The following is a 24,409-nucleotide window of genomic DNA, read 5'->3' as shown; positions in this document are numbered from 1 at the left end:
TGATTAACACCCGCATGAGTTGTCCTACAATCTACTTTTCGCGTTTTATTACAAACTCACTATCAGCTACTAAATATCACTTAGCACTCCTCTTTTTTACCGAATAATTCCATATGCAAAGCACCACCATCATCGCCCAAATAAGACGATAGGTCCACAAGTTAATAGCAAATCCAAAAATTTCATAGCTTGATTCAGTTTTAATAAAGGTATAGATCAGATTTAGAAGTGCTAAACCTGCTATGATCAAAATGTAGGTGTATCTCATGGTGTGTTCTTATAGTGTAATGATATGGCAAGATACATTACTTGGATGAAGGAAGAAAGTAAAAATATCGTGATTCAAGATTGTGAGGATGAAGTAGCACTTTAAAAGGTAATTTTTTAATTTATCCTCATTCCATTCTATAAAATCGCAATTATTCTAAAAACAGAAAATCTAATTCAAACTTTGTAAGTATAATAATCAATTTTAGTTAGTGTATTCTACGCCTGCAGAAACAAGACAGAAACCAAAACAAAGAATAAGATTCAGATAAAAAACACTTCCTACCTTTAAAAATCTACACTTATCACAAGCCACTTAGTAGTTGGAGGCATTCCATTCATAAAAATTCGAGTTCGCATTATGTGTAAATCCGGCCCGCGGGTATAAGGCATTTCCTATGAAATTAGACTTTTCGGTTTCCAGATACATGCCGCACGCATTGGTATCCCCCACCAACTGTTTAGCCCGGTCGATTAATTGTATCGAAAGGCCTTGTCCTCTATATTCTTGATCCACAAAAAGATCGTTAAGTAACCATAATTTCTGCATACGCCTAGATGAAAACAGAGGATAGAGTTGGGTAAAACCTACCAATATACCCTCGGCCGTCTCGCAAACCAATATTTCTGAATCGTTTTGAGTAATTCGCTCTTTCAAAAAATTTTGTGCGGCCTCTGGATCAGATTTTTTCTTATAAAAAACTCGATACGCATCAAATAATACTGATAGTGGGATTATATCATCTGGAGTGGCTTTTCGTATATTCATATTAGGTATATAAGTTCTATGTTAGTATTTACGATTAGTCCTGATTCCCAGGTATATATTTTTTCCTAGTTCTTGCGGACTTAAATTTTTGGTAAGTTTTTTATGCTAGCAGAAAAAACTTCAATAGTAGTGATCCACTTAGACAGAGTTTCTTTATCTATGATATGAAGTTTTGTAAACACACCAATTAGGTAATTGAGGGATGTGGCATGAAGTAGATGCATCTTTCAGTGACTAAAAAATTCAATCCTAAATATACGGTATTTTCAAAATTCTCATGTGTTCAACTTTAAATTACATCCCTCTAAATCTCCCTTCAAAGGTAGACTTTTTGTATTCCTTCATTTGAAGACAACATAGCGAGAGCTATGGGCGAGTTGAAGCGGAGAATAGAGAGTAGATACTTTTATTCAACTTATTTATAAAATCATACTACTTTCATTTCTTTTGCGCATCCAAAAGAAACGAAACAAAGAAAAAGATGCCTTTACCTAGGGATTTTTTGACACTAAAGTCAAAAACCCATTACAAAACACTGCGTCGCTCGCTACACTCCCTCCTGCTCTCAGTGCTTTTGTATTGTATCCTTGAGCTAAAGGGTGTTGTTTTGCTTACGCAAAATTATCATCCGATACTCAATAGCAGTTGTTTGTAGTATCTCAAATTCCATAAAACACATCCCACTAAATCTCCCTTCAAAGGAGACTTTTACACTTCCTTTCTTTGAAGATAGGATCGGGGATGTATCTTTTTTATTCCAAAACTAAGAACTATACCAACTTAATAGTTCAACAATAGTTCAATTTTTGCTTTCACTTTAGCTGCCGAGGGTATCATAGTTTGTTCAAGTGTACTATTCAATGGTATAGCAGGCATATTCTCTGATCCAATCGTCATGACGGGAGCATCCAGGTATTTAAAACATTCTTCTTGAATTTTTCCCGCCAGCGCGCGTGCAAATGAGTTGTTACTTGGTTCTTCGGTTACGACAAGACATTTTTTCGTTTTCTTTACCGATTCCATAACCGTAGCTTCATCCAACGGATATAAAGTTCGCAAGTCAACAATCTCTACCTTTCCCTTCATCTCTTTAGTCGCTTGCAAGGCCCAATGCACGCCCATACCATAAGTAATTACACTTAAAGTTTCCGCTTCCTCGTGCTGCCATATTTGTTGCACGACCTTGGCTTTTCCAAAGGGTAACACATAATCCTCTGACGGTTCGATAGTCCGCGCAGCTTCTGTTCCTTTTACTTTGGACCAGTACAAGCCTTTATGTTCCAAAATCACCACCGGGTTAGGATCATAATACGCTGCTTTCATTAAACCTTTGAGATCTGCACCATTACTTGGATACGCAATTTTAAGTCCGCGTATGTTGGTTATTACCGATTCCACCGAAGAAGAGTGATACGGTCCTCCACTACCATACGCTCCAATTGGTACACGTAAAATCATAGATACTGGCCACTTACCGTTAGATAAATAGCAAGAACGACTTACCTCGGTAAACAATTGATTCAGTCCGGGCCAAATATAATCTGCAAATTGTACCTCAACAATCGGTTTTAATCCAACCGCCGACATACCCACTGTAGAACCTACAATAAAAGCTTCTTGTATTGGGGTGTTAAAGACGCGCTCATCACCAAACTTTTCAGCTAAGGTTGCTGCCTCTCTAAAAACACCACCCAATCGACCGCCTACATCTTGTCCATATAATAAACATTCCTTGTGTTTACGCATAAGTTCTTCGACCGCAAATAGCGCACAATCTACCATCACCACTTCTTCTTTGCCTTCGGGTGAACGCTCCCCTTTTTCTTCGGTAATTGGAGTGGGCGCAAAATCGTGTGTAAATAAATCTTCGGTAGTAGGATCTTCGGCTTTCACTGCCTCTTCAAGATCCTTAGCTACTAATTTTTTTGTGTCTTTTTCAATAGTTGTGATTTCTTTTTCGCTAACACCACTATTCAATAATTGTTGGCGTAACACAGGATAAGGATCGCGGCTACGTGCTTCTTCTAAATCATCTCGATACCATTCCATACGTACTCCCGAGGTATGGTGGTTAAGCAACGGGACCTTGGCATGTAACAGCACCGGCCTGCGTTCTTCGCGTATGATACGAATCGCTTCTTCAACGGCAAGATAACTCTCCGTAAAATTTGCACCGTCGATTGTCATAGCTTCGAGTCCATGAAATCCTTTGGCATAATCAAACGCACTTTGTGCCCGGGTTTCGGCTTCATTTGCCGAAATATCCCAACCGTTATCTTGTACCAGATACAAAATAGGTAGTTGCTTTAAGGCTGCCATCTGAAAAGCTTCTGCGATCTCACCCTCGGTCACCGATGCATCTCCCAACGAACATACGACTAGCGGTACTTTTGATTGCCCATCCTTGCCCGAATCATTATCAGTAATGTCCAGTAATTCCTTATACTGCATACCCAAAGCTACACCCGTTGCCGGAATTGCCTGCATCCCTGTAGCAGAAGATTGATGCGGAATTTTCGGTTTGTCGATATCACGCAAACTGGGATGTGAATAATACGTTCGCCCACCCGAGAACGGATCCTCTTTTTTTGCCAATAACTGCAACATTAAATCATATGGACGCATACCAATTCCCAGTAACATGGCATCATCACGATAGTACGGAAATGCATAATCCTGTGGTAATAACTGCATGGCCGTTGCCAATTGTATAGCTTCATGTCCGCGAGAAGTGGCATGTACGTATTTGGACACCACTTTAAAATTATCCTCATACAACTCGGTCATGCTTTTGGCCGTACACATTTTGGTAAAGGCTTCTTTTAAAACTTCTTTGGCAATTGTTTTTTCAGCTAACATATTTTTATTTTTTAAAACGCAATTCGTTTTTAAACATTTCTTTTAGGAGCAACCCCAAGGGGTCGGGCTATTCGCTATATCTTTTATTTTCCGCCTGACGGTCAAATAAAAGGATGCCACTTCTATCCCTTGCTCGATAACATCAACTTAAGCTCTTTTATTATGTACTTTCAACAGTAAGGTCCACAGGCACCATCCAACCAAATTTATCTTCTGTAACCTGAGTTTTAATGGCATCAATCGTGCTTTTTACATCTATGCTCACAGGATTTGTCGTCGGCAATGTGATTATTTCCTCCTGATAGCCGATAGCTTCAATCATGGCGATAGCTACAGCCGTACCTGTTCCAAATGCTTCTTCTAATTTTCCTTTACTGGAAGCTAACATAATTTCGTCGATAGTTATCGGTCGCTCCGTTACCTCAAATCCTTTGTCTCGTAATAAAGTAATGACACTATCACGTGTGATTCCTTTTAGAATAGAACCGTCAGTTTCTGGAGTGATAAATTTTCCATCAATTTTAAAAAAGATATTCATGGTTCCTACCTCCTGTATGTATTTATGCTCATTAGCATCCAACCATAATACTTGATCAAATCCTTTGGCTTTTGCTTTTTCGGTCGGTAAGATCGCAGCTGCATAATTTCCCGCAGCTTTTGCTTCTCCTGTTCCTCCAGCAGCTGCACGGATATAACCGGTCTCTGCATACAATCGGATTTTTTTGGTAAAAAACGGACCGGCAGGAGAACAAATCACTATAAATTTATAACTCGTAGCGGCGCGCATTCCAATAAAAGGTTCGTCGGCATACATAAAAGGACGTAAATACAAGGCGCTACCATCTTGCGGCGGAATCCATTGATGCTCAACCGCGACCAATTGTTTCACCGCTTCGACAAATAAGTCGGTAGGCACTGCGGGCATTCCTAAACGCGCTGCACTGAAATTAAAACGCTTGGCGTTTTCCTCAGGCCTAAACAATAGGGGTGTATTATTTTTACCTACTGTGGCTTTCATTCCCTCAAAAATAGCTTGACCATAATGCAATGCCATAGCTGCCGGGTGTGTGGGGATCATAGCTAATGGCTCTATTCTGGGATTGTTCCACTTTCCCTCAGCATACTCGCAGATAAACATATGATCGGTAAAAGTTTGCCCTAACGGTATATTATTAAAGTCAATCTCTGCTAATCCAGACGTTGAAGTTTTTGTAATTTCAATGGTATGTGTCTTATCGCTACTCATGGTTTCTTCTATTTATATGAGGGTATTATGATATATTATTATTTAACTTTCGTGACGCTTCATGCCACGTAACTTCGATAGTCAGGTTCAGGTTTTTAACTTATTTCAAATTTTTATATTTTTTACTTCTATTAAATTGTAATGTCGCGCCATTCGGCTTATTTCTCTTTCTCCAATTGTCAGGTCGAGCGGAGTCGAGACCTCATTTTCAATCGTTACGTTTATTATTAGCGTGTGTCTTGTTACGACATTCTGATAATAACTGCAAAAGATCAAAATTCTCATCTGCTAAAGCAAGTTTCTTTTTAGCGCTCCATTTTTTAATTTTCTTTTCGAAAAAAATTGCTTGCTCGACATCATTGAATTCCTGATTAAAAACAAGTTTCACAGGTCTTCTTTTATAAGTGAAACAACTTTTATTTTTACCTTCTTGATGTTCTTCTAATCTTCTTGATAAATTATTTGTGACTCCTGTATAAGTAAATCCATCTGAACATAGAGGTATATAAACCCAATACATTTTCATTAATAATCTTTTCAAGTTAATTCATTCTATTTCAACTCTAGGTCTCGACTCCGCTCGACCTGACAAACCTCAATTTGACAAATTGAAGAGAGATTTAAATCTCTCGGTTGGGATCAAATGCTTCTAATTCATCTCCAATCTTACGTAAAAATGAACCTCCCAGAAAACCATCAACTACACGATGGTCAAACGATAAGGACAAGTACATCATACTGCGTATTGCAATCTCATCTCCTTTATCCGTGGTGATAACCTCGGGACGTTTTTTAATAATTCCCAAGGCAAGAATAGCAACCTCAGGTTGATTGATAATTGGCGTACCCATCAAACTTCCAAAAGTCCCCACATTAGATATGGTAAAGGTACTACCTTGCACCTCATCGGGTTTCAGACTATTATTACGGGCATTGGTAGCCAAATGATTCACGTTCTTGGCTAAGCCTAACAAATTTTTCTCATCTGCATTACGCACCACTGGAACGATAAGATTTCCGCTAGGTAGCGCTGTTGCCATACCGATATGTACATCCTTATGCACTATGATTTTCTTATCATCTACCGATACATTAATCATCGGGTAAGCAAGTATAGCTTTGGATACCGCTTCAACAAACAAAGGTGTAAAAGTTAATTTCTCCCCATACTTTTCTTTAAAATCGTTCTTGACAGCATTTCGCCAGTTTACCATATTGGTTACATCAACCTCGATATAACTGGTAACATGCGGAGAGGTATGTTTTGAATACACCATATGATCGGCAATCATCTTACGCATACGATCCATCTCTACAATGCGATCTTTACTTTCATCAAAAGCGATTGGAGGTGCCTTATAGGTTGATACAGGAGATTGCTGTGCTACTGCGGCTGGTCTATTGGGCAAAGGATGCTTTCTGTTTTTAAGGTAGTGCATCACATCACTCTTTCTAATTCTTCCATCGGTACCTGTTCCCTTTATTGCCTGGACTTCTTGTAAAGACAAGTTTTCTTTTTGTGCTATACTGAGTACTAAAGGAGATAAAAAAGCGTCAGGGTTAGAAGTAAGTGACGAAAAATCGCTTACCGCTGGCTGCGCAGGATCAGCAGTAACTGCCGGCTCTGGTTTAACAGCTTTTTTTTCTGATTTGGTAGCTGTCTCTTTTTTTGGTTTGGCATTCTTTGGTGTTGCCGAAGCATCTTCATCAATAATAGCAATTACTGTACCGACCTCAACAACCTCATTGGCTTCAAAAAGAATTTCGCTAAGTACACCAGAACTGGGAGCAGGAACTTCTGTATCTACTTTGTCGGTAGCTACTTCTAAGATCGTCTCTTCTGACTCTACAACATCACCCACATTTTTAAGCCAATTGATAATAGTGGCTTCAGAAATACTTTCACCCATTTTGGGCATTTTTAATTCAATTTTTGACATCTTATTTGAAATTCTGCTATTTATGTAAAAATAACAAACAATCCACATTTGTCTTTAATTACGCCTTTAAATTTAGCTGTAAGCAGTCGTTTATTCTTTATATTTGTTTTTTACATTTTATTTTTCTTTTTAAGCGTTTAAATACGCTATGAACCCAAATAATCATCCCATGAAGCTTGATGCAATCGACATAAAAATCTTAGAATTACTTCAGAAAAATAGTAATCGTACAACCAAAAGCTTAGCAGAGGAACTAAAAATGACAACTACCCCGGTATTCGAACGAATCAAAAAACTAGAAAAAGAAGGCTATATAGATAAATATGCTGCCCTGCTGAATGAGAAGAAAGTAGGTTTTAAGCAAACCGTTTTTATCGGTATTACTTTGCAAGGACACACACGTAGCTATCTTGAAAAGTTTGTAAAACAGATTAATGACTTCCCTGAAGTTGTAGAATGTTATCGGGTCACAGGAAATTTTGATTATCTCCTAAAATTGGTCGTAGAAGATGTAGAAGCCTATGAACAGTTTATTATTACAAAACTGACCTTGCTCCCCTATCTGGGCAGTGTACAAAGCTATGTCGCACTATCCAAAGGAAAACAGACAACGCAACTAAATCTCAAAAATTTACTTCCGTAGCTATTTGGTTAGACCGGTGTTGTTTCCAATTGGGCAATTGTATGGTAAATACCGTCCCATAAGTCGATTCGCTTTTGCAATGCTAACTGACTATACCTTGTCGCTTCCTCCCATTTTTCAGTATCCTGCTGACAAAGTTCTTCTACCATACGCAAGCTGATTGGTCCGTGTTCGTCGCCATCAAGTTCAATATGTCGCTCCAGATAATACACCAACTTGTCTAATTGTTGCGCTTTATCTTTTGCCAAACCTTTCACCAAGGCGATAAAAAGATCAGGGATTAAATCTTCTCTTCCAAAAGTAAAAACAGCCGCTATGACATGAGGTTTGTTGGTTGCTAATACGTCAAATGTAAAGTTTATAAATTCTCGAACAGAAGGATGAATCGTAATTGCACTAAAAGCATCTTCCAAAGATTTAGATTTAGAAATCTGATTGACAAAAGACCGAATAGTTGAAGTATTTGCACCTAGTTGTTGCATCGCGTCTAAGTACATTTCATAGTGACTCATCGGCTGGCCTGCTGCGTCAACATCACTTTCTTCGCCAAACACAATTTCGTTGATGAAGCGTCGTGTCGTAGGGTTTGCTGAGGGCACCCATGGCAAAGTGACACAGGTCAAATGTTGTTGCAACCCCTTTAGCAGCGACATAAAATCCCACACAGCAAAAACATGTGCTTCAGTAAAACGTTGCAAATCATCAATGGTTGCTATATGGTCATATAGCGGGTGACTAAGCAACTTTTCTCTTAACGATTGTAATTGGGTGATTGTTTCTTTAATCCTTGACATGTACTTTGTATTCTTTACTCTTTTGTTTTGAATTCTTCCAGCGTTTTGTAAAATGCTTCTTGTGTTGGTCTACTTTCAGGTAATTCTCTCAAAGGCTCAACCTCGACTAACGATTCGAAACAATCTTGAGGTAATTGCTGGTACAATCGGGTGCCTTTGGTTTTCCAGGCAATCATTTCGTCGCTAATTTCTTTGATTACTTTCGCTGGATTCCCTACAATTAAGCTTCGGTTGGCAAAAACACTTTTAGCTTTAACAAAAGACATAGCACCTACAATACATTCATCTCCGATCTGTGCGTCATCCATGATCACAGCATTCATTCCGATCAGACAATTACGACCCAGATTAGCACCGTGAATCACGGCTCCGTGCCCCACATGAGCACTCTCTTTTAAGACTATCGATTTACCGGGAAACATGTGCACTGTGCAATTTTCTTGTATGTTGACTCCGTCTTCCAAAATTATCTCTCCCCAATCACCGCGAATTGCAGCGCCAGGGCCTATGTAACAATTTTTACCAATAATCACATTGCCGGTTACTGCAGCTAGTGGATGCACGAAACTACTCTCATGTACCACGGGTATATAGCCTTTGAACGAATAAATCATAATATATCAATATATCGGTCGCTGTTGTTTAATTTATTTGAACCCCTTTAGTTTCTCTTTTGTAAATTCAGACAACACCAATTTTCCACTAATTACAGCGCGTTCAGCTAATTTGGCATCCCAATCTTCAGTACCTTCCCAGAATATTTTTTTCATTTCTTTGATAGCTTCAGGATTGTAAGTACATAAATGCGCAGCAAATTTTGCTACTTCTTCATCTAAGGTCGCCGTATCCTCATATACCTGAGTAAACAACCCTTTATCCTTTGCCCATTGCGCGTCATAGAATGTGTTGGCGTCGATTGCAATTTGTGACATTGCCGACAGACCCAATTTGCGTTCTACCGCTGGTCCTACGACGAAAGGTCCAATCCCTATATTTAATTCACTCAATTTGATCGCAGCATATTGAGTTGCCATACAGTAATCTGTGGCAGAAGCGACGCCTACGCCACCACCTACGGTCTTACCTTGTACACGACCTATAATAAACTTTGGACATTTACGCATGGCATTGATAACGTTGGCAAATCCTGAGAAGAATACTTTTCCGGTCTCTGCATCGTTTATCGATATCAATTCTTTAAAACTGGCTCCAGCACAAAATGTGCGTTCGCCTCCACTTCTAAGGATAATCACTTTTATCATATCATTCTCTCCTGCCTTAGTGATAGTCTCTGCTAATTGAGCCAAAATATCGCCTGGTAATGAATTATGTGCGGGATGAAAGAACTCAATCGTTCCTATTTCATTATTAACATCTAATGTTACGTAGGGTGCTGTCATTTGTAATGATAAATTTTGAATGAAAAATAATAAATATTAAAGTCGGTCACTTTTACATTTTACCTTTTTCAGTTTTATATTTTTGATTTCTTATTTCTAATCCAATAGATTAAACTGGTTGAAATGATGATTAAAATGTTTCACATTTAGTAAATCCCATTCAAATCGACTCATCATACCAAACACGGCATTTTTTGTGACTGCATTCGGATTCTCTTTGAAATACAAAATATAGTTATCGTATGCTTCCAAAAGTTTTTCTTTAGCCGTTTGTAAGTCTTCATGATTCAATGGATCCAAACCGTCCTCTTTCATCAAGGGATGTTTGTGATTTCTTGGCATAGGCTCGTGATTAAAGACCATCTCTCTTACACGTTCCAGATACTGCTCTGGCGTTGCAATCTCAAAGTCCTGATAGCTTCCAGCTGCCATCTTAAAACTTTTCTCAAAGTGCTCCACCATGTGCTGTGCTGTCATGGTGCCCCATTGTGGTTTGGAAGCTTCAGTCAATCTCTCCAGATACTGTGCCACATTGGAACGATCGATTTGAACAAATGGTGATTTTTTCTGCACCATGGTCAATATGGTTGCTATGGCTGCTAATTCTTCTTCCTGGTCAAAAACCTCAACAAACCATTTTACTATTCCGCTAGGTAAGTCTTCACCACGGTGATCGCGATCAATTTTTTGTTTGCACGTTAACCGCACATAAACCGTATCATTATGATAGATCGGACGTAAAAAACGACATTCTTCTAAACCATAATTCGCTGCTACCGGACCTTTATTGGGATACACAAATAATCCTGCTGCTGCTGCAAGAATAAAATAGCCATGAGCCGTACGTTGTTCAAAAATACTGCCTTCTAACGATGTAATATCGGTATGTGCATAAAAATGATCCCAAGTAAGATTACCAAAATTGATTATATCGGTATCTGTGATAGTACGCTTATGTGTTTTGAGGGACATACCGGGTTCGATATCTTCCCAGTGATAAGCAAATGGGTGTTTGTCGGTTTCTTTGTATGCACTGTTTGCTTGATAGATACCAGTCACTTCGGTTAATGTTGTAGGTGTGCCTTGTATGGCACAACGCTGCATATAATGTTTAATACCACGCATACCTCCCATTTCTTCGCCTCCGCCGGCACGACCGGGCCCACCGTGAGTAAGCATAGGTAATGGCGATCCGTGACCTGTACTTTGTTTTGCATTCTCACGATTCCCGACAAGTATACGTCCATGATGCGAAGCCGCTTCCACGATATATTCTTTGGCAATTTTGTCATCATAAGTAAATATCGATGATACGAGCGAACCTTTTCCTTTTTGAGAGAGTTGAACTGCTTCTTCAAGTGTGTCGTAAGGCATTATGGTTGCCACCGGACCAAAGGCTTCGATCTCATGCACTTTTGTATTAGTAAATGGATTGTCTTCTCTAAGAATGATAGGACTCACAAAAGCTCCTTTTTGAGCATCTGCTCCTATCGTTTCAATGCTATCGAGATCTCCGTAAACCAATTGAGCTGTTTGAGCAATTTGAGAAACGTTGTTTCTAAAGCTCTCCACTTGCTGTTTACTTGCCAACGCTCCCATACGTACTTCTTTGAGACGTGGATCACCAATAGTAATTTTATTTAATTGATTCGCCAAAGCAATTTGCACATCCTCAATACGATCCGAAGGTACAATAACACGTCGTATTGCTGTACATTTTTGACCACTTTTTACGGTCATTTCTTTGCGAACTTCTTTGATGAACAAATCAAATTCCGGTGTGCCTGGGACTGCATCTTTACCTAATACTGAGGCGTTCAATGAATCGGCTTCCATGGTAAAGGGAACAGACTCTTCGATCAACCTCGGGTGTGCTTTTAAAATTCTACCCGTGTGTGCAGATCCTGTAAAAGTGACGACATCTTGTGACTCAACGGTATCGAGAATAGACTTTGTCATTCCACTTAATAATTGTAATGCGCCTTCGGGCAGGATACCTGAATCTATAATAACGCGTACTACTGCTTCTGTCAAATAAGCGGTTTGTGGAGCAGGTAAAACTACTGCAGGAACACCAGCCATCCAGTTGACTGCACATTTTTCTAGCATTCCCCAAATCGGAAAATTAAAAGCATTGATATGGACTGCTACTCCGCGCTTCGGTACCAAAATGTGATGTGCCATAAAGCGTCCGCCACGAGAGAGGTCTATGGGATCCCCCTCTACATGATATGATTGATTAGGAAAGAGCTTACGCAAAGAAGCGTTGGCAAATAAATTACCAAATCCTCCTTCAATATCTATCCAACTATCCACCCGTGTTGCTCCCGATCTATAGCTCAAATCGTAGAATTGTTCTTTACGTTTGGTAAGATAGAGCGCCAGTTTCTTAAGCATATTACCACGTTCTTGAAAAGTCATTTTACGCAGTACCTCGCCTCCTTTGGTTCTCCCGTACTGTAGTACTTCCGGAATATCCAACCCATCGGTGGTTGATACGGCGATCAGGTCGCCCGTCACTGCATCGTTCATTGGGGTTCCGTCACCTGTTCCTGCTACCCATTTTCCGTTAATATAATTCTCAAGTTTATTCATAACGTTATTTTCTTATCCTTAAAAAACCGACTAAGTTTTTTGATTTTATTTTGTCTGTCTATATTCTGCGAAACCTCTCGACTTCGCTCAAGCAAGCATCTTAATCTAAAATATTCACATTTTCAATAACAGCTGCATACCCTTGTCCGACTCCCACACACATGGTAATTAGTGCGTATCGTTTGTTCTGTTCTTTCAACTCTAAAGCAGCGGAGTAGGCCAATCTTGCACCAGTAACACCTAATGGGTGTCCGATTGCGATGGATCCACCGTTTGGATTTATACGAGGATCATCGTCTGCTAATCCCCACTCTCGGATACATGCTAAAGCTTGTGAAGCAAAAGCTTCATTGAGTTCGATAATATCCACATCTTCCATGGTTATTCCAGCTTTAGCCAACGCTTTATTAGATGCTTGTACCGGTCCTATTCCCATTATACGAGGCTCTACCCCAACCACTGCTGAGCTGACAATTCGTGCTAACGGTTTTAAATTATATTTTTCCACCGCATCTTTGGATGCGATCAATGTGGCTGCAGCACCGTCGTTAAGACCGGAAGAATTCCCAGCAGTTACACTACCATCGGTTTTAAACGCCGGACGTAGCTTTGCCAAAATCTCCTTAGTAGTCGTAGGCTTTATAAATTCATCTTTCGAAAAAAGAATTGGATCTTTTTTACGTTGAGGAATCTCAACTGTCATTATTTCCTTATCAAATCGTCCGGACTCTTGTGCCTTTGTTGCTTTCATTTGACTGCGATAGGCAAAAGCATCCTGATCTTCGCGACTAATATTATATTTCTCTACCAGATTTTCAGCTGTATTACCCATACCATCAGCACCATAGAGATCATGCATTTTTTTATTGACAAAACGCCATCCAAAACTTGAGTCATACATTTTTGCATCTGTACCAAAGGCTGATGATGGTTTTGCAATGACGTAGGGTCCTCTTGTCATATTCTCAACACCTCCAGCAATAAACAAATCTCCATCACCTGCCTTAATCGCTCTGTTGGCATGGATGATCGCTGATAAACCTGAACTACAAAGTCTGTTTACCGTCTCTCCAGGCACAGTAAAAGGTAAACCCGCCAGTAATGAAGCCATACGAGCTACATTGCGATTATCTTCTCCTGCTTGATTGGCACAGCCCATAATTACATCATCAAAAGCTTCTTTTGGAACTTCCGGATTGTTTTCTACCAATTTTTGAATCACCATAGCACCCAAATCGTCTGTTCGTACAGCTGATAAGGTACCTTTATAGCTTCCTATAGGTGTTCGTATTCCGTCGATTATATATGCTTCTTTCAAAATATCAAATTTTAAATTAAAAATAATGAATGCTAAAGTGAATTACTTTTCAGTTTAGATTTATTATTATATTTTTTCTTTTACACTCTTTAAAAAACCTCTCGACTCCGCTCGAGGGGACATAATAATTATGAATTTTAAATGCAAAATAACAAAGATCGAAGTTGATCACTTTTAAATTTTACATTTCCCAGTCTTTGTTGGTTCTATATACAACTCCTTTAAATAATGCGACAATTTCTTCTCCTCGCCTTACTTCGATGATATTAAATCCAACTTTAGTTTTCGCAATATCAGTAACTGCCTCAGCGGTGATATAATCTCCCGCTTCAAGTGCTTCAATATGATTGATACTCGTCTCTATGGAAACTGCATATTTACCATGGGTATTCGCAGCAAAACCAAACGCTGTATCCGCCAAACTATAAGAAATACCACCATGTGCTTTTCCCATACTATTCAGCATTTCTTTCCGAATAGTCATACCAACCTTACAATAACCCTTTGCTACTTCTAAAACTTCAATTCCCAACCATTGGCTGTATGCGTCGTTACTAAGCATGTGATGCGGAATGCGCGTACTCTCTATTTTTTGCTCTGCCATAAATAAATTATGAATTCAATTTTGATTGAATGTGATTCTTAAAAGAAGTAATCATTTTGTTTAATTCTACTACATCTTCCCTGTTCTTTTGATCTTCCTCCTCAGATATATAGCCTCGTAATTTTGCTTTAGTACTGCAAACTACACATTCATAGGCTGCATTGGAGGCATCTTCTAAAGCTAAAAGAAAGGTTTCCTTATTATTTTCGGAGCCTACAGCTATATTGATCGCCAAGGCATCTGCTGCATTGCTAAAAAACAATCCAAGTCTCGCGCGCTCCTCATTAGGAAATTTACTGATTTGTTGTTGTATCGATTCACCTAATTCAACAGATTTATTGTATATTATTAGGTCTTCAAATTTAAATGGGGTTTTGTTTTGTTCTGGTTTCATATCAATTTGGGCGACTAGTTGATAAAAAAGTTAGCACTATTTTTTTGCAATTTCCTCAGTAATGGACTACAACGGTAGCGATCTTCATGGTACTCGTCGTAAAGTATATCAAGTTGTGTCACACACCAATCAATACCTTTTTCATCGGCCCATTGCAATAAGCCTTTAGGATAATTAACACCTTTGGTCATGGCATTATCAATATCTTCAGCAGAAGCTATATTCCAAAAAAGTGCGTCGGCCGCTTCATTAATAAGCATAACCAATACACGGTCGAAAATATATTGTGAAACTGCGTCCTTTGAAACTTCTTCATTGGAAGTAGAGACGATCTTACTCTTTACATTTTGCGAAGCCAGCTTACCATTGGAGTCATAATGATAATATCCTTTTCCTGTTTTACGTCCAAGATACCCAGCTTCTGATAATCGCTTCTGGGTAAAAGAAGGTTTGTATCGCGGGTCAAAATAGAAAGCTTCAAAAACAGTCTCGGTGACTGTATAATTCACATCATTCCCGATAAAATCCATTAGCTCAAAGGGCCCCATTCTAAAACCTCCTAAAGCTTTTAAAGCCGTGTCGATATGGGCTATATCAGCAATTCCTTCTTCATAAATGCGTAATGATTCTCCGTAAAAAGGACGTGCTACACGATTTACAATAAAGCCTGGAGTATCTTTAGCCACTGCAACTACTTTTTTCCAATCTTTTATAGTTTGTGTAATACTATCCAAAACTACATCTGACGTTTGAATTGCCGGAATTACTTCTACCAATTTCATCAATGGTGCGGGATTGAAAAAATGAATCCCGATACAGCGTTCGGGTTTTTGTAAGGAGGAGGCGATGGATGCTATGGATAAAGACGAGGTATTCGAAGCGATAATGGCTGTATCTGAAACATATGATTCAAGCGCTGTAAATACTTGTTGCTTAATCTCCAAATTTTCTATTATTGCTTCTATCGTCAATTCGCTATCTCCCAGTTCTGATAAAGAAGTTACATAAGAGATATTGTCTTGTATTCGTTGCTTTTCTGTCGTATCAATACGGTTTTTCTCTATCAATCTGGAAAGCACTTTATCTAAGGCTATTTCACTTTTTTCTAAAGCGGCTGTATTGGTATCGTATAGCTTTACTGAACATCCGGCAGTGGCAGCTACTTGGGCAATACCACTTCCCATTGTTCCTGATCCTATAACTCCTACTTTTTTAATCATACCTTAAAAATTATACTATACTGTTGTTGCTTGCACTTTCTATGCATTAAAAAACACAATAAAGTGTTATTAGCAGCGTTACTTTTTTGGTCTCGTTATATCGACTATTGCTTGTAAAAGATCAAACTTAATAATAACTAATGTTTATTTTCCTTTAAAGATCGGTTTGCGTTTTTCTACAAAAGCGGTCACTCCTTCAGCATAATCTTCACTCTCAGCCGCTTCAATTTGTAATTCAGATTCCAACGCCAATTGCTCTGTCACAGTATTTGTCATAGAATTGTTTAGTAATCTTTTGGTCAATCCAAGTGCTTTGGTAGGCATCTTTGACAACTGCGTTGCCAGTTTCATATAATCTTCTTCAAATGTATCTGAATTGAAAACCTTATAAAGCATCCCTAAACTTTCGGCTTGCTTGGCGTTTACTTTATCTCCCAATAGCATAAGCGCAGAGGCTTTTTGAAAACCAATAAGTCTTGGTAAGAAGAAGGTTCCTGCACTGTCGGGCACAAGTCCTATTTTACTAAATGCCTGAATAAAGCTCGCGTGCTCAGCCGCCACGACGATATCACATGCTAAAGCAATATTAGCGCCAGCACCTGCCGCCACTCCGTTGACTGCTGCTATAATGGGTTTTTCGATTGTACGAATACGTTCTATAATCGGATTATAATGCTCTTCAAGAATTTTTCGAAAACCAGGATTGAGCTCCGGAGAGGTAACCTCTTTGAGATCCTGACCTGCGCAAAAAGCTTTCCCGTTACCGGTAAGGATGATCGCACGAACATTGGTGTCTACTGTGCATTTATCTAAAGTCTCCTGCAAGCGTAAAGCCATCTCGCGATTAAAACTGTTAAATGCTTCGGGACGATTGAATATTATTTTTGCTACTCCGTTGTGAAATTCTACAAGTATTGAGCTCATTAAGTTGTGTGTATTTTGAAAATAGTTGGGTTGCTTTTATTTTATCTGAATTATTTTAGACACTTGAAATAGTCGAAGGGTTCTTGACACGCTTCACATTTAAACAGCGCTTTACAAGCTGTGGAGCCAAATTGACTTACCATCTTTGTATTAGTAGATCCACAATTAGTACATTTTACAAGACGTTTATCTCCTAAAAGCACTTGCTTATCGGCCTCTTCACCAAGTGGCGCTGCAATCCCATAATCTTCGAGTGCTTTTCTTCCTCTCTCGGTAATCCAATCTGTGGTCCATGCCGGGGATAACACCAGGGAAACTTTCGCTTCAATATTTTTTTCAGCAAAAGCAGTAATAATATCGTCCCCAATAACGTCCATTGCAGGACACCCGCTATAGGTTGGAGTGATTTCTACCAACACTATATCACCGTCATATTGAGCGGTACGAACAACACCCATGTCCATAATAGACAACACAGGAATTTCCGGATCAGAAACTCCTTCTAATATCGAAATTAAATCTGTTGCTATATGTTGATCTGTCGATGTCATTGTGATGAAACCACGTATGTAATTTATATAATTTAAAATTCCTTTTTTAGGTTTACCACTTCATTCCGGGATACGTGCGTTGCATATATTGTAAATCTGCAAGTAAATATCCCATATGTTCGGTATGAATTCCCTGTTTTCCTCCTTTTTGAAACCATTTCATTTCAGGAACCTCCAAGGTTGATGCATCTAATAACTCTCGAACTCGAGTGTAATACTCTCCTTTAAGCGCACTTGCATCAACCCCTACCCCCATATCCACAGCTTTCTTATCAGCTTCGGTCATATGGAAGAGTTCATCTGTATACGTCCACAATGTATTGATGGCTTCTTGGATTTTTTCATGACTCTCTGGCGTACCATCCCCCAATCGCTTAATCCAGTCTGATGAGAATCGCTGATGGTATCGTACCTCCTTAATTCCTTTTTTTGCTATTGCTGCCAACGTAGGGTCTTGACTGTTTTGTAACTTTTCAAGCAACATAACATGAAACATATCATACAAAAATTGTCTTGCTATGACATACCCGAAATGTTTGTTAGGCTGTTCTACCAGTAGCACATTTTTATATTCCCGCTCTGTGCGCAAATACGCGATATCATCTTCTGTAGTGTCCCCACCTTTAAGTTGAGCTGCATATTGATAATAACCTCGGGTTTGCCCCAGTAAATCCAGTGCAATATTGGTTCCTGCAATATCTGTTTCAAGATTTGGACCATGCCCACAAAGCTCTGATAAACGCTGCCCTAAAATCAAAGCATTATCAGCAATTCCATATATATATTGAATTAAAACTTCGGAAATATCTGTCGTATTCGTTTTCATTCTAGAACTTGATTCTATAGTACTCATTACACTTATTCGCTATTTCATTTTGTAAAATTCAGGATGAGAGCTAAGGATACCCTTCCCCCTTTATATTTACATATGTTTTACCTCATCAGGCAATTCATAAAACGTGGGATGCCTGTATACTTTATCATGTGCAGGCTCAAATAACTCCCCGTTATGTTCTGGGTTAGAAGCTGTGATATTTTTTGATTCTACCACCCATATACTAACACCCTCACTTCTGCGCGTATAGACATCGCGTGCATTTTCTAAAGCCATTTCTGCATCTGCAGCATGTAAACTCCCAAAATGACGGTGTTCTAAACCATTTTTACTTCTTACGAATATTTCCCAAAGTGGCCAATTTTTCATCAGTATGCTATTAAATTGCTTGTTTAAGTTTCTTTTCTTCCTGCTTCTCTGCATATGCTACCGCAGCATCTCTTACCCATGTCCCTTCTTCCCATGCATTAACACGTGCATCAAGTCGTTCTTTATTACATGGACCATGACCTTTGACTACTTGCCAAAATTCATCCCAATCAATTTCGCCAAAATCATAGCTTTGACGTTCTTCATTCCATTTGAGATCGGGATCCGGTATAGTTAATCCTATTAATTCTGCCTGTGGCACCGTTTGATCAATAAATTGCTGACGTAATTCATCGTTTGTCTTACGCTTCAACTTCCATTTCATTGACTGTTCTGTATGCACCGATTCAGCATCTGTAGGTCCTAACATCATCAATGAAGGCCACCACCATCTATTCAACGCATCTTGTGCCAGCTCCTTTTGTTCAGGTGCACCCTGAGCAAGCTTCATCATAATCTCAAACCCCTGACGTTGGTGAAAGCTTTCTTCCTTACATACCCTAACCATAGCGCGTGCATACGGACCATATGATGTGCTACATAATGGTACCTGATTAATAATCGCAGCACCATCAACTAACCAACCGATAGCTCCCATATCTGCCCATGTGATAGTTGGATAATTAAAAATACTGGAATACTTTGCTTTACCCGAGTGTAATTGTTCATATAGCTCTTCTCTAGAAATACCAAGTGTCTCACAAGCACTATATAGATACAATCCGTGTCCCGCCTCATCCTGAACCTTGGCAAGTAATGCTACCTTACGACGTAAAGAAGGAGCTCTGGTTATCCAGTTTCCTTCGGGAAGCATTCCTATAATCTCAGAATGAGCATGCTGAGAAATTTGTCGTATATGTGTTTTGCGATACTTTTCGGGCATCCAGTCTTTGGGCTCAATTTTTTCATCACGTGCAATACGTTGCTCAAAAATCTCTTCTAAATTTTTAATCTCTTTATCACTCATAGCATCCTCGTATTAAATTATTTAGTTTTTGCGATGCATTGATCACTTCGCAAAAAACAAGCTTTTTATACATCAAAATCCACCACTACCTTCTCTGTGGTTGGAACTGCTTGACAAGATAGCACCAAACCTTTGGCTACTTCATCCTCTTCAAGCGCATAATTAATCTTCATTTCAACAGTACCATCTACAATCTTACATTTGCAGGTACTACACACACCTCCTTTGCAGGCAAATGGCAAATCTGCACCGGCAGCAAGTGCACCATCCAATATATTGTCATAATCATCCCCCATATCAAAGTGAAACTCTTTACCCCCATCAATAATGGTTACATGTGTTCCCTCATATTTATGTTCAACAGCCTTAGCCGCATTAGCTTTATCCTCGTCGGTTGCACCGGAAAAAAATAATTCATAATGAATTTTATCTTTCTCTAATCCTGCTTCCTGTAATGAGTCGCGAATCAAAAATATCATTTCTTCAGGCCCGCAAATAAAACATTCATCAACTTCTGAAACATTCAGCAGTTTTGAGGTAATCTCTTGTAACTTTTCAGCGGTAAACCTTCCGTTAAGTAACGGAATATCTCGCTGCTCTTTGGTCAAAAAATAAAATATTTCAAACCTTCCAAAATAGGTGTTCCTCAGTGCCTCAATCTCTTCTTTAAAGATAATTGATTTTGCAGTACGATTCAAGTAAAACAACTTAAAGGTACTATCGGGTTCTAATGCTAAATGCGTTTTTATAATGGATAAAATTGGCGTTATACCACTACCTGCTGCAAATACAATATAATTCTTTGCTTTTGTCGTATCCACTTCGGTATAGAAATTACCATTGGGCGGTAATAACTCAATCTCATCTCCAGCTTTTAACGTGTTACATGCATAGGTAGAAAAAATACCTCCATTAATCTTCTTTACTGCTACCTGCCATTTATTTTCTATCGGACTAGAACATAAGGAATACGAGCGCCGTACTTCCTGATCATTAATACTAATTTTCAAAGTCAAATACTGACCTTGTTTATAAGAAAACTCTTTTTTTATTGCCTCTGGTATCTCAAAGGTAATAGATGTACAATCTTTTGTTTCCTTTTGAGCCTCAGCTACTTTGACTTTAAAAAATTTATGCATAAATAGTGTCGCAATGCGTTTAATTTAAAACAAAACTAACATTTGTTAGTTTTAAAAACAAATTTTGATTGTTAATTTACTTGCTACAAATTTTAGACCAATCCTTTTAGTAAAACAGAGATCATATCGTGCTTTAGTAGCTCCGGGTTAATTTTCTTTTGCTTAGGATACCATAAATACAACGTTCTCAATGTCGACAGGGTTGAAAAAACGATAATTTCCACATCGTACGTTTTAATATCGCCTGCACGGATACCTTTTTTGACAATCGCTCTAAAAATATCCTCGTATTCTCGTCGCATTTTTTCATAATACAATAAATTATTTTCTTCGAGATGCATCCAATCGTTGTTAAGGGAAGCTAACCCATCAGCATTGCGCAAGGTCACATCGATGTGCAATTCAATAATTTTTTCTAATTTTTGGATAGCATTAGTTTCTGAGTTATTTATGGAATTGATCCCAGTTGAAAATTCCTCGGCCAGACTAATTATGATATTGCTAAGAATCTCTTGTTTTGATTGGATATGGTTATAAAGACTTGCAGCTTTTATCCCCATCGCACTAGCCAAGTCTCTCATGGTTACAGCGCTGTACCCTTTTTCTTTGAACAACACTGCTGCTGCGTTAATAATTTCTTGCTTTCTGTTTTCTGGTTTCATGCAATGTCTACTTATCTTTGATTCAAAAATAAAGCTTAAAATCATATTTGCATAATAAGCATTAACCTACCCCCAAATTCCTAATGCATTTTACTGTAAAATTTGCAAATAAAGCTTTAAATTTTGCCTTTCTTTATAGTGTCGAATAATTTTACTTGTATGTCTACTGATTCCATTCCGTCAAATCCGCTCATAGATAAGCTTCCGCCACATTTATTACAGTTTGTAAAGCCTCAAAATTACGAAAATTACACGCCAATAAATCAAGCGGTATGGCGTTACGTGATGCGCAAAAACATCCAAACCCTTCAAAAAGTAGCGCATCATTCTTATCTAAAAGGTCTTAAACAAACAGGTATCTCTGTTGACACCATACCCAGTATGTATGGTATGAACCGAATTTTAAAAGAAATTGGATGGGCAGCTGTAGCGGTAGATGGTTTTATACCTCCTAATGCTTTTATGGAGTTTCAGGCATATAATATTCTGGTTATCGCCTCTGATATTCGTCAATTAGAGAACATTGAGTATACCCCTGCTCCGGATATCATTCATGAAGCTGCGGGTCATGCTCCTATCATTGCAAATCCGGATTATGCTGAATATTTAAGACGTTTTGGCAAAATTGGTTCTAAAGCAATTTCTTCTAAAAAAGATTATGAAATGTACGAAGCAGTACGTCTCCTATCGATCTTAAAAGAATCCAAAGATCAGGATGAAGCCTTGATCAAAAAGACTGAAGAAAAAATTATTGCTTTACAAAATGAAAAAAGCGAACCTTCTGAAATGGCGTTGTTACGCAATTTGCACTGGTGGACTGTAGAGTATGGATTAATAGGAACGGTAGATGATCCGAAGATTTATGGAGCCGGCCTACTCTCTTCTATCGGAGAAAGTGAATGGTGTATGACCGACAAAGTAAAAAAACTACCCTATTCTCCTGAAGCAGCTTTTCAGGATTTTGACATCACCAAACCGCAACCACAATTATTTGTCACTCCTGATTTTGCGTATTTGAGTCAAGTACTCGAAGAATTTGCGAATACCATGGCTTTACGTAAGGGTGGTCATCGAGGGTTAGCTAAATTAATTGAATCTGAAAATCTGGGTACTATTGAATTAAGCACAGGCTTACAGATCTCCGGAATTTTTACGCGTATGCTAAAAAATGAGGATAATGAGGTGATTTATTTTGAAACTACTGGTCCCACTGCACTCTCTTATCGTGAGAAAGAAGTAACCGGACACGGCATAAACAGTCATCCCAATGGTTTCAGATCTCCTTTAGGTAAATTAAAAGGCATCAATCTGGCTATTGAAAACATGTCTCCAAGGGATCTCAAGGCCTATCATTTTTATGATGGTGAGTATATCGAATTTGAATTTGAAAGCGGTATAACCATTGCAGGTTTGAATATTACCGGAATACGAAATATCAAAGGCGAACTTATATTGATTCAGTTTAGTGAATGCACCATTAAATATAATGACGAGATCCTATTTAAGCCGGAATACGGAACTTTTGACTTAGCCGTAGGAAAAGAAATTATCGCTGCCTTCTCCGGACCGGCAGACGATTATTCATTTGATCTGGTCACACATGAACCCACCGAAGACGCTAAACCACCCAACCATACCGATCGCGAAAAGGAATTACATGAGTTGTATCGATCGGTAAGCAATATACGGAATGGAGCAAACACTAAATTTTCTCTAGAAGCAGTGTTCGAGGTATTGGAAAAAAATTATCCTACCGAATGGTTGTTGGCTTTAGAAATTTATGAATTAGTGGTTAATCGTGACGCTCCGTTTGCGCGAAGAATCAGAGACAGGTTGGCAACCATTTCACAGCAAAAACCTCAAATCCAGCATCTGATCAATAGTGGATTATCTATTGCCGATATTGAGGAAAAAGAACTTTTAGAAGGATAGAAAGCTATATTCTTGTTGTAATAACCGTTTTTTTTCCTCAAGATTTTGCAAAAATATCTGATGTTGCTTACTATTGGGCTGAAAAGGGCGATGGGCACTACCACGCTGAATTTCTTCAATTTTACCCATGGTGACCAATGTTTTTTCATCTATCCAAACTTCCATAAATCGTTCCCAGATGTACTGAATAGCTGTCTCAGTAGGATGTAGCATATCCGGCTTATAAAAGCGGTAATCTCGTAACTCATCCATTACAATCTCATAGGCAGGAAAATAGTTCAGCCGTTCCTCTTGCGATACAACCTCATGAATTGCAGTTAATAAATGCGCCTTACTTCTGTTGTTCTCTATAAATCCGTCTTTGCTATGACGTACGGGAGATACAGTAAAAATTATTGTACACTCAGAATTGATACTGCGAATAAAATGAAGGCAATTTTGTAAACATTGCGATATTTCTTCAACCGAGAGCAGTTCTTTATCAAATTCTTTCTGCGGAATTTTATGACAATTAGCAACAACCATATCCATCGCCTTGAGACGATACACCCAAGCGGTGCCAAGTGTAATGAAAACATGTGTCGTTTTTTCTAAATGTGCTTTTGCTTCAACTAATTTGGCGTTGAGTGTTTCTAAAAGCTCGTCCTGACTATCAGCCGTAATTTTTGAATGCGCATCAAAACAATGCCAACGATCATTAAAATTAAACAAATCGTTGGCCACATAGCGTTCGTCCTGCGTAGCCATCCACAAGAAAGTTTCAATAGCTTTGGGATGAAACAAAACCCCAAACGGATTTACAAGCGCTTGAAATTTATAATAAGCAAACTTTTCTCCAATATTATCTGCAAAACAGGATCCCAATGACATTATCTTATAGTCATAGTCGATTTTTGGATCTTGAGGATGTAAAGGAATTTTTGTCTGTAAATTCATCTGATATTGCTAACGTTAAGCTTTACTCTGTTGCCAATACATGGT

Annotated in this window: 24 protein-coding genes; 2 read left to right on the top strand and 22 right to left on the bottom strand. The window is 38.7% G+C overall.

All coding sequences use genetic code 11. From position 1 onward, the window contains the following. Nucleotides 1-76: 76 nt before the first annotated feature. The 6 genes from BD809_RS02630 to BD809_RS02605 all read right to left on the bottom strand — a co-directional run bounded on the left by BD809_RS02630 (nt 77) and on the right by BD809_RS02605 (nt 7,081). Entirely contained in the window at nt 77-268 is a 192-nt protein-coding gene (locus BD809_RS02630) for a hypothetical protein (protein WP_148781397.1), read from the bottom strand. 315 nt (nt 269-583) lie between these two features. Next, nucleotides 584-1,036, bottom strand: a complete 453-nt coding sequence (locus BD809_RS02625) for a GNAT family N-acetyltransferase (RefSeq protein ID WP_148781396.1) — start codon at nt 1,034-1,036, stop codon at nt 584-586. Between the two features lie 780 nt (nt 1,037-1,816). Further along, nucleotides 1,817-3,895, bottom strand: a complete 2,079-nt coding sequence (locus BD809_RS02620; RefSeq protein WP_148781395.1) for an alpha-ketoacid dehydrogenase subunit alpha/beta — start codon at nt 3,893-3,895, stop codon at nt 1,817-1,819. 160 nt (nt 3,896-4,055) lie between these two features. After that, on the bottom strand, nt 4,056-5,141 hold the full coding sequence (locus tag BD809_RS02615; RefSeq protein WP_148781394.1) for a branched-chain amino acid aminotransferase: 1,086 nt from the start codon (nt 5,139-5,141) through the stop codon (nt 4,056-4,058). 208 nt (nt 5,142-5,349) lie between these two features. Beyond that, nucleotides 5,350-5,682 (bottom strand): GIY-YIG nuclease family protein, encoded by a 333-nt coding sequence (locus BD809_RS02610; protein WP_394348841.1) that lies wholly within the window; start codon nt 5,680-5,682, stop codon nt 5,350-5,352. Between the two features lie 79 nt (nt 5,683-5,761). Continuing rightward, nucleotides 5,762-7,081: a dihydrolipoamide acetyltransferase family protein gene (locus BD809_RS02605; protein ID WP_148781393.1), complete on the bottom strand. Its 1,320-nt coding sequence runs from the start codon at nt 7,079-7,081 to the stop codon at nt 5,762-5,764. Nucleotides 7,082-7,229: 148 nt separating this feature from the next. Here BD809_RS02605 and BD809_RS02600 point away from each other — a divergent pair, with 148 nt between their 5' ends. Next, on the top strand, nt 7,230-7,724 hold the full coding sequence (locus tag BD809_RS02600; protein ID WP_246131400.1) for an Lrp/AsnC family transcriptional regulator: 495 nt from the start codon (nt 7,230-7,232) through the stop codon (nt 7,722-7,724). A gap of 8 nt (nt 7,725-7,732) precedes the next feature. Here the strand turns inward: BD809_RS02600 and BD809_RS02595 are convergent, their stop codons facing one another. The 15 genes from BD809_RS02595 to BD809_RS02525 form a co-directional block, all read right to left on the bottom strand. Then, nucleotides 7,733-8,518 (bottom strand): DUF3050 domain-containing protein, encoded by a 786-nt coding sequence (locus BD809_RS02595; RefSeq protein ID WP_148781392.1) that lies wholly within the window; start codon nt 8,516-8,518, stop codon nt 7,733-7,735. A 14-nt stretch (nt 8,519-8,532) separates the two neighbouring features. Continuing rightward, the gene (locus BD809_RS02590; protein ID WP_148781391.1) at nt 8,533-9,132 is read right to left on the bottom strand and encodes an acyltransferase; all 600 of its coding nucleotides are present in this window, start codon (nt 9,130-9,132) and stop codon (nt 8,533-8,535) included. Between the two features lie 33 nt (nt 9,133-9,165). Beyond that, nucleotides 9,166-9,918, bottom strand: coding sequence for an enoyl-CoA hydratase/isomerase family protein (locus BD809_RS02585; protein ID WP_148781390.1), 753 nt, complete (start codon nt 9,916-9,918; stop codon nt 9,166-9,168). Nucleotides 9,919-10,014: 96 nt separating this feature from the next. Continuing rightward, nucleotides 10,015-12,513, bottom strand: coding sequence for a phenylacetic acid degradation bifunctional protein PaaZ (gene paaZ, locus BD809_RS02580; protein WP_148781389.1), 2,499 nt, complete (start codon nt 12,511-12,513; stop codon nt 10,015-10,017). A gap of 100 nt (nt 12,514-12,613) precedes the next feature. Then, entirely contained in the window at nt 12,614-13,831 is a 1,218-nt protein-coding gene (pcaF, locus tag BD809_RS02575; RefSeq protein ID WP_148781388.1) for a 3-oxoadipyl-CoA thiolase, read from the bottom strand. A 181-nt stretch (nt 13,832-14,012) separates the two neighbouring features. Beyond that, on the bottom strand, nt 14,013-14,435 hold the full coding sequence (locus BD809_RS02570; protein ID WP_211356680.1) for a hotdog fold thioesterase: 423 nt from the start codon (nt 14,433-14,435) through the stop codon (nt 14,013-14,015). A 7-nt stretch (nt 14,436-14,442) separates the two neighbouring features. Beyond that, nucleotides 14,443-14,829, bottom strand: a complete 387-nt coding sequence (locus BD809_RS02565) for a four helix bundle protein (protein ID WP_148781387.1) — start codon at nt 14,827-14,829, stop codon at nt 14,443-14,445. 14 nt (nt 14,830-14,843) lie between these two features. Next, complete coding sequence (locus BD809_RS02560) at nt 14,844-16,049, bottom strand: 3-hydroxyacyl-CoA dehydrogenase NAD-binding domain-containing protein (RefSeq protein WP_148781386.1); 1,206 nt, start codon at nt 16,047-16,049, stop codon at nt 14,844-14,846. A gap of 144 nt (nt 16,050-16,193) precedes the next feature. After that, on the bottom strand, nt 16,194-16,973 hold the full coding sequence (locus BD809_RS02555; protein ID WP_148781385.1) for an enoyl-CoA hydratase-related protein: 780 nt from the start codon (nt 16,971-16,973) through the stop codon (nt 16,194-16,196). A 50-nt stretch (nt 16,974-17,023) separates the two neighbouring features. Beyond that, nucleotides 17,024-17,524: a 1,2-phenylacetyl-CoA epoxidase subunit PaaD gene (gene paaD / locus BD809_RS02550; protein WP_148781384.1), complete on the bottom strand. Its 501-nt coding sequence runs from the start codon at nt 17,522-17,524 to the stop codon at nt 17,024-17,026. Between the two features lie 52 nt (nt 17,525-17,576). Continuing rightward, a complete protein-coding gene (paaC, locus tag BD809_RS02545; protein ID WP_148781383.1) occupies nt 17,577-18,350 on the bottom strand; it encodes a 1,2-phenylacetyl-CoA epoxidase subunit PaaC in 774 nt (257 codons plus the stop codon). A gap of 96 nt (nt 18,351-18,446) precedes the next feature. Beyond that, entirely contained in the window at nt 18,447-18,731 is a 285-nt protein-coding gene (gene paaB, locus BD809_RS02540) for a 1,2-phenylacetyl-CoA epoxidase subunit PaaB (protein WP_148781436.1), read from the bottom strand. 7 nt (nt 18,732-18,738) lie between these two features. Continuing rightward, on the bottom strand, nt 18,739-19,695 hold the full coding sequence (gene paaA / locus BD809_RS02535; RefSeq protein WP_148781382.1) for a 1,2-phenylacetyl-CoA epoxidase subunit PaaA: 957 nt from the start codon (nt 19,693-19,695) through the stop codon (nt 18,739-18,741). Between the two features lie 65 nt (nt 19,696-19,760). Next, the gene (gene paaE, locus BD809_RS02530) at nt 19,761-20,834 is read right to left on the bottom strand and encodes a 1,2-phenylacetyl-CoA epoxidase subunit PaaE (protein ID WP_148781381.1); all 1,074 of its coding nucleotides are present in this window, start codon (nt 20,832-20,834) and stop codon (nt 19,761-19,763) included. A gap of 92 nt (nt 20,835-20,926) precedes the next feature. Beyond that, nucleotides 20,927-21,496 (bottom strand): TetR/AcrR family transcriptional regulator, encoded by a 570-nt coding sequence (locus tag BD809_RS02525; protein WP_148781380.1) that lies wholly within the window; start codon nt 21,494-21,496, stop codon nt 20,927-20,929. A 159-nt stretch (nt 21,497-21,655) separates the two neighbouring features. Here BD809_RS02525 and BD809_RS02520 point away from each other — a divergent pair, with 159 nt between their 5' ends. Beyond that, a complete protein-coding gene (locus BD809_RS02520) occupies nt 21,656-23,428 on the top strand; it encodes an aromatic amino acid hydroxylase (protein ID WP_148781379.1) in 1,773 nt (590 codons plus the stop codon). Here the strand turns inward: BD809_RS02520 and BD809_RS02515 are convergent. Then, the gene (locus tag BD809_RS02515) at nt 23,417-24,364 is read right to left on the bottom strand and encodes a GSCFA domain-containing protein (RefSeq protein WP_148781378.1); all 948 of its coding nucleotides are present in this window, start codon (nt 24,362-24,364) and stop codon (nt 23,417-23,419) included. The two genes, BD809_RS02520 and BD809_RS02515, sit on opposite strands and share 12 nt — an antisense overlap. Nucleotides 24,365-24,409 lie beyond the last annotated feature (45 nt).

Origin of the sequence: Aquimarina intermedia (assembly GCF_008124785.1) — a bacterium.
Classification (GTDB): domain Bacteria; phylum Bacteroidota; class Bacteroidia; order Flavobacteriales; family Flavobacteriaceae; genus Aquimarina; species Aquimarina intermedia.
The sequence above is the reverse complement of the archived record's forward strand: the minus strand, read 5'-3'. Positions and strand labels throughout refer to the sequence as shown.

What these genes read in the sequence shown, in the direction of transcription:
- paaC (WP_148781383.1), bottom strand. Translation starts at nt 18,350, where the DNA reads ATGAAAACGAATACGACAGATATTTCCGAAGTTTTAATTCAATATATA.
- BD809_RS02515 (WP_148781378.1), bottom strand. Translation starts at nt 24,364, where the DNA reads ATGAATTTACAGACAAAAATTCCTTTACATCCTCAAGATCCAAAAATC.
- BD809_RS02615 (WP_148781394.1), bottom strand. Translation starts at nt 5,141, where the DNA reads ATGAGTAGCGATAAGACACATACCATTGAAATTACAAAAACTTCAACG.
- paaE (WP_148781381.1), bottom strand. Translation starts at nt 20,834, where the DNA reads ATGCATAAATTTTTTAAAGTCAAAGTAGCTGAGGCTCAAAAGGAAACA.
- BD809_RS02605 (WP_148781393.1), bottom strand. Translation starts at nt 7,081, where the DNA reads ATGTCAAAAATTGAATTAAAAATGCCCAAAATGGGTGAAAGTATTTCT.
- BD809_RS02560 (WP_148781386.1), bottom strand. Translation starts at nt 16,049, where the DNA reads ATGATTAAAAAAGTAGGAGTTATAGGATCAGGAACAATGGGAAGTGGT.
- BD809_RS02565 (WP_148781387.1), bottom strand. Translation starts at nt 14,829, where the DNA reads ATGAAACCAGAACAAAACAAAACCCCATTTAAATTTGAAGACCTAATA.
- BD809_RS02595 (WP_148781392.1), bottom strand. Translation starts at nt 8,518, where the DNA reads ATGTCAAGGATTAAAGAAACAATCACCCAATTACAATCGTTAAGAGAA.
- BD809_RS02600 (WP_246131400.1), top strand. Translation starts at nt 7,230, where the DNA reads ATGAACCCAAATAATCATCCCATGAAGCTTGATGCAATCGACATAAAA.
- BD809_RS02585 (WP_148781390.1), bottom strand. Translation starts at nt 9,918, where the DNA reads ATGACAGCACCCTACGTAACATTAGATGTTAATAATGAAATAGGAACG.
- paaZ (WP_148781389.1), bottom strand. Translation starts at nt 12,513, where the DNA reads ATGAATAAACTTGAGAATTATATTAACGGAAAATGGGTAGCAGGAACA.
- BD809_RS02570 (WP_211356680.1), bottom strand. Translation starts at nt 14,435, where the DNA reads ATGGCAGAGCAAAAAATAGAGAGTACGCGCATTCCGCATCACATGCTT.
- BD809_RS02620 (WP_148781395.1), bottom strand. Translation starts at nt 3,895, where the DNA reads ATGTTAGCTGAAAAAACAATTGCCAAAGAAGTTTTAAAAGAAGCCTTT.
- BD809_RS02520 (WP_148781379.1), top strand. Translation starts at nt 21,656, where the DNA reads ATGTCTACTGATTCCATTCCGTCAAATCCGCTCATAGATAAGCTTCCG.
- BD809_RS02590 (WP_148781391.1), bottom strand. Translation starts at nt 9,132, where the DNA reads ATGATTTATTCGTTCAAAGGCTATATACCCGTGGTACATGAGAGTAGT.
- BD809_RS02625 (WP_148781396.1), bottom strand. Translation starts at nt 1,036, where the DNA reads ATGAATATACGAAAAGCCACTCCAGATGATATAATCCCACTATCAGTA.
- BD809_RS02630 (WP_148781397.1), bottom strand. Translation starts at nt 268, where the DNA reads ATGAGATACACCTACATTTTGATCATAGCAGGTTTAGCACTTCTAAAT.
- paaD (WP_148781384.1), bottom strand. Translation starts at nt 17,524, where the DNA reads ATGACATCGACAGATCAACATATAGCAACAGATTTAATTTCGATATTA.
- BD809_RS02555 (WP_148781385.1), bottom strand. Translation starts at nt 16,973, where the DNA reads ATGAGCTCAATACTTGTAGAATTTCACAACGGAGTAGCAAAAATAATA.
- paaA (WP_148781382.1), bottom strand. Translation starts at nt 19,695, where the DNA reads ATGAGTGATAAAGAGATTAAAAATTTAGAAGAGATTTTTGAGCAACGT.
- BD809_RS02525 (WP_148781380.1), bottom strand. Translation starts at nt 21,496, where the DNA reads ATGAAACCAGAAAACAGAAAGCAAGAAATTATTAACGCAGCAGCAGTG.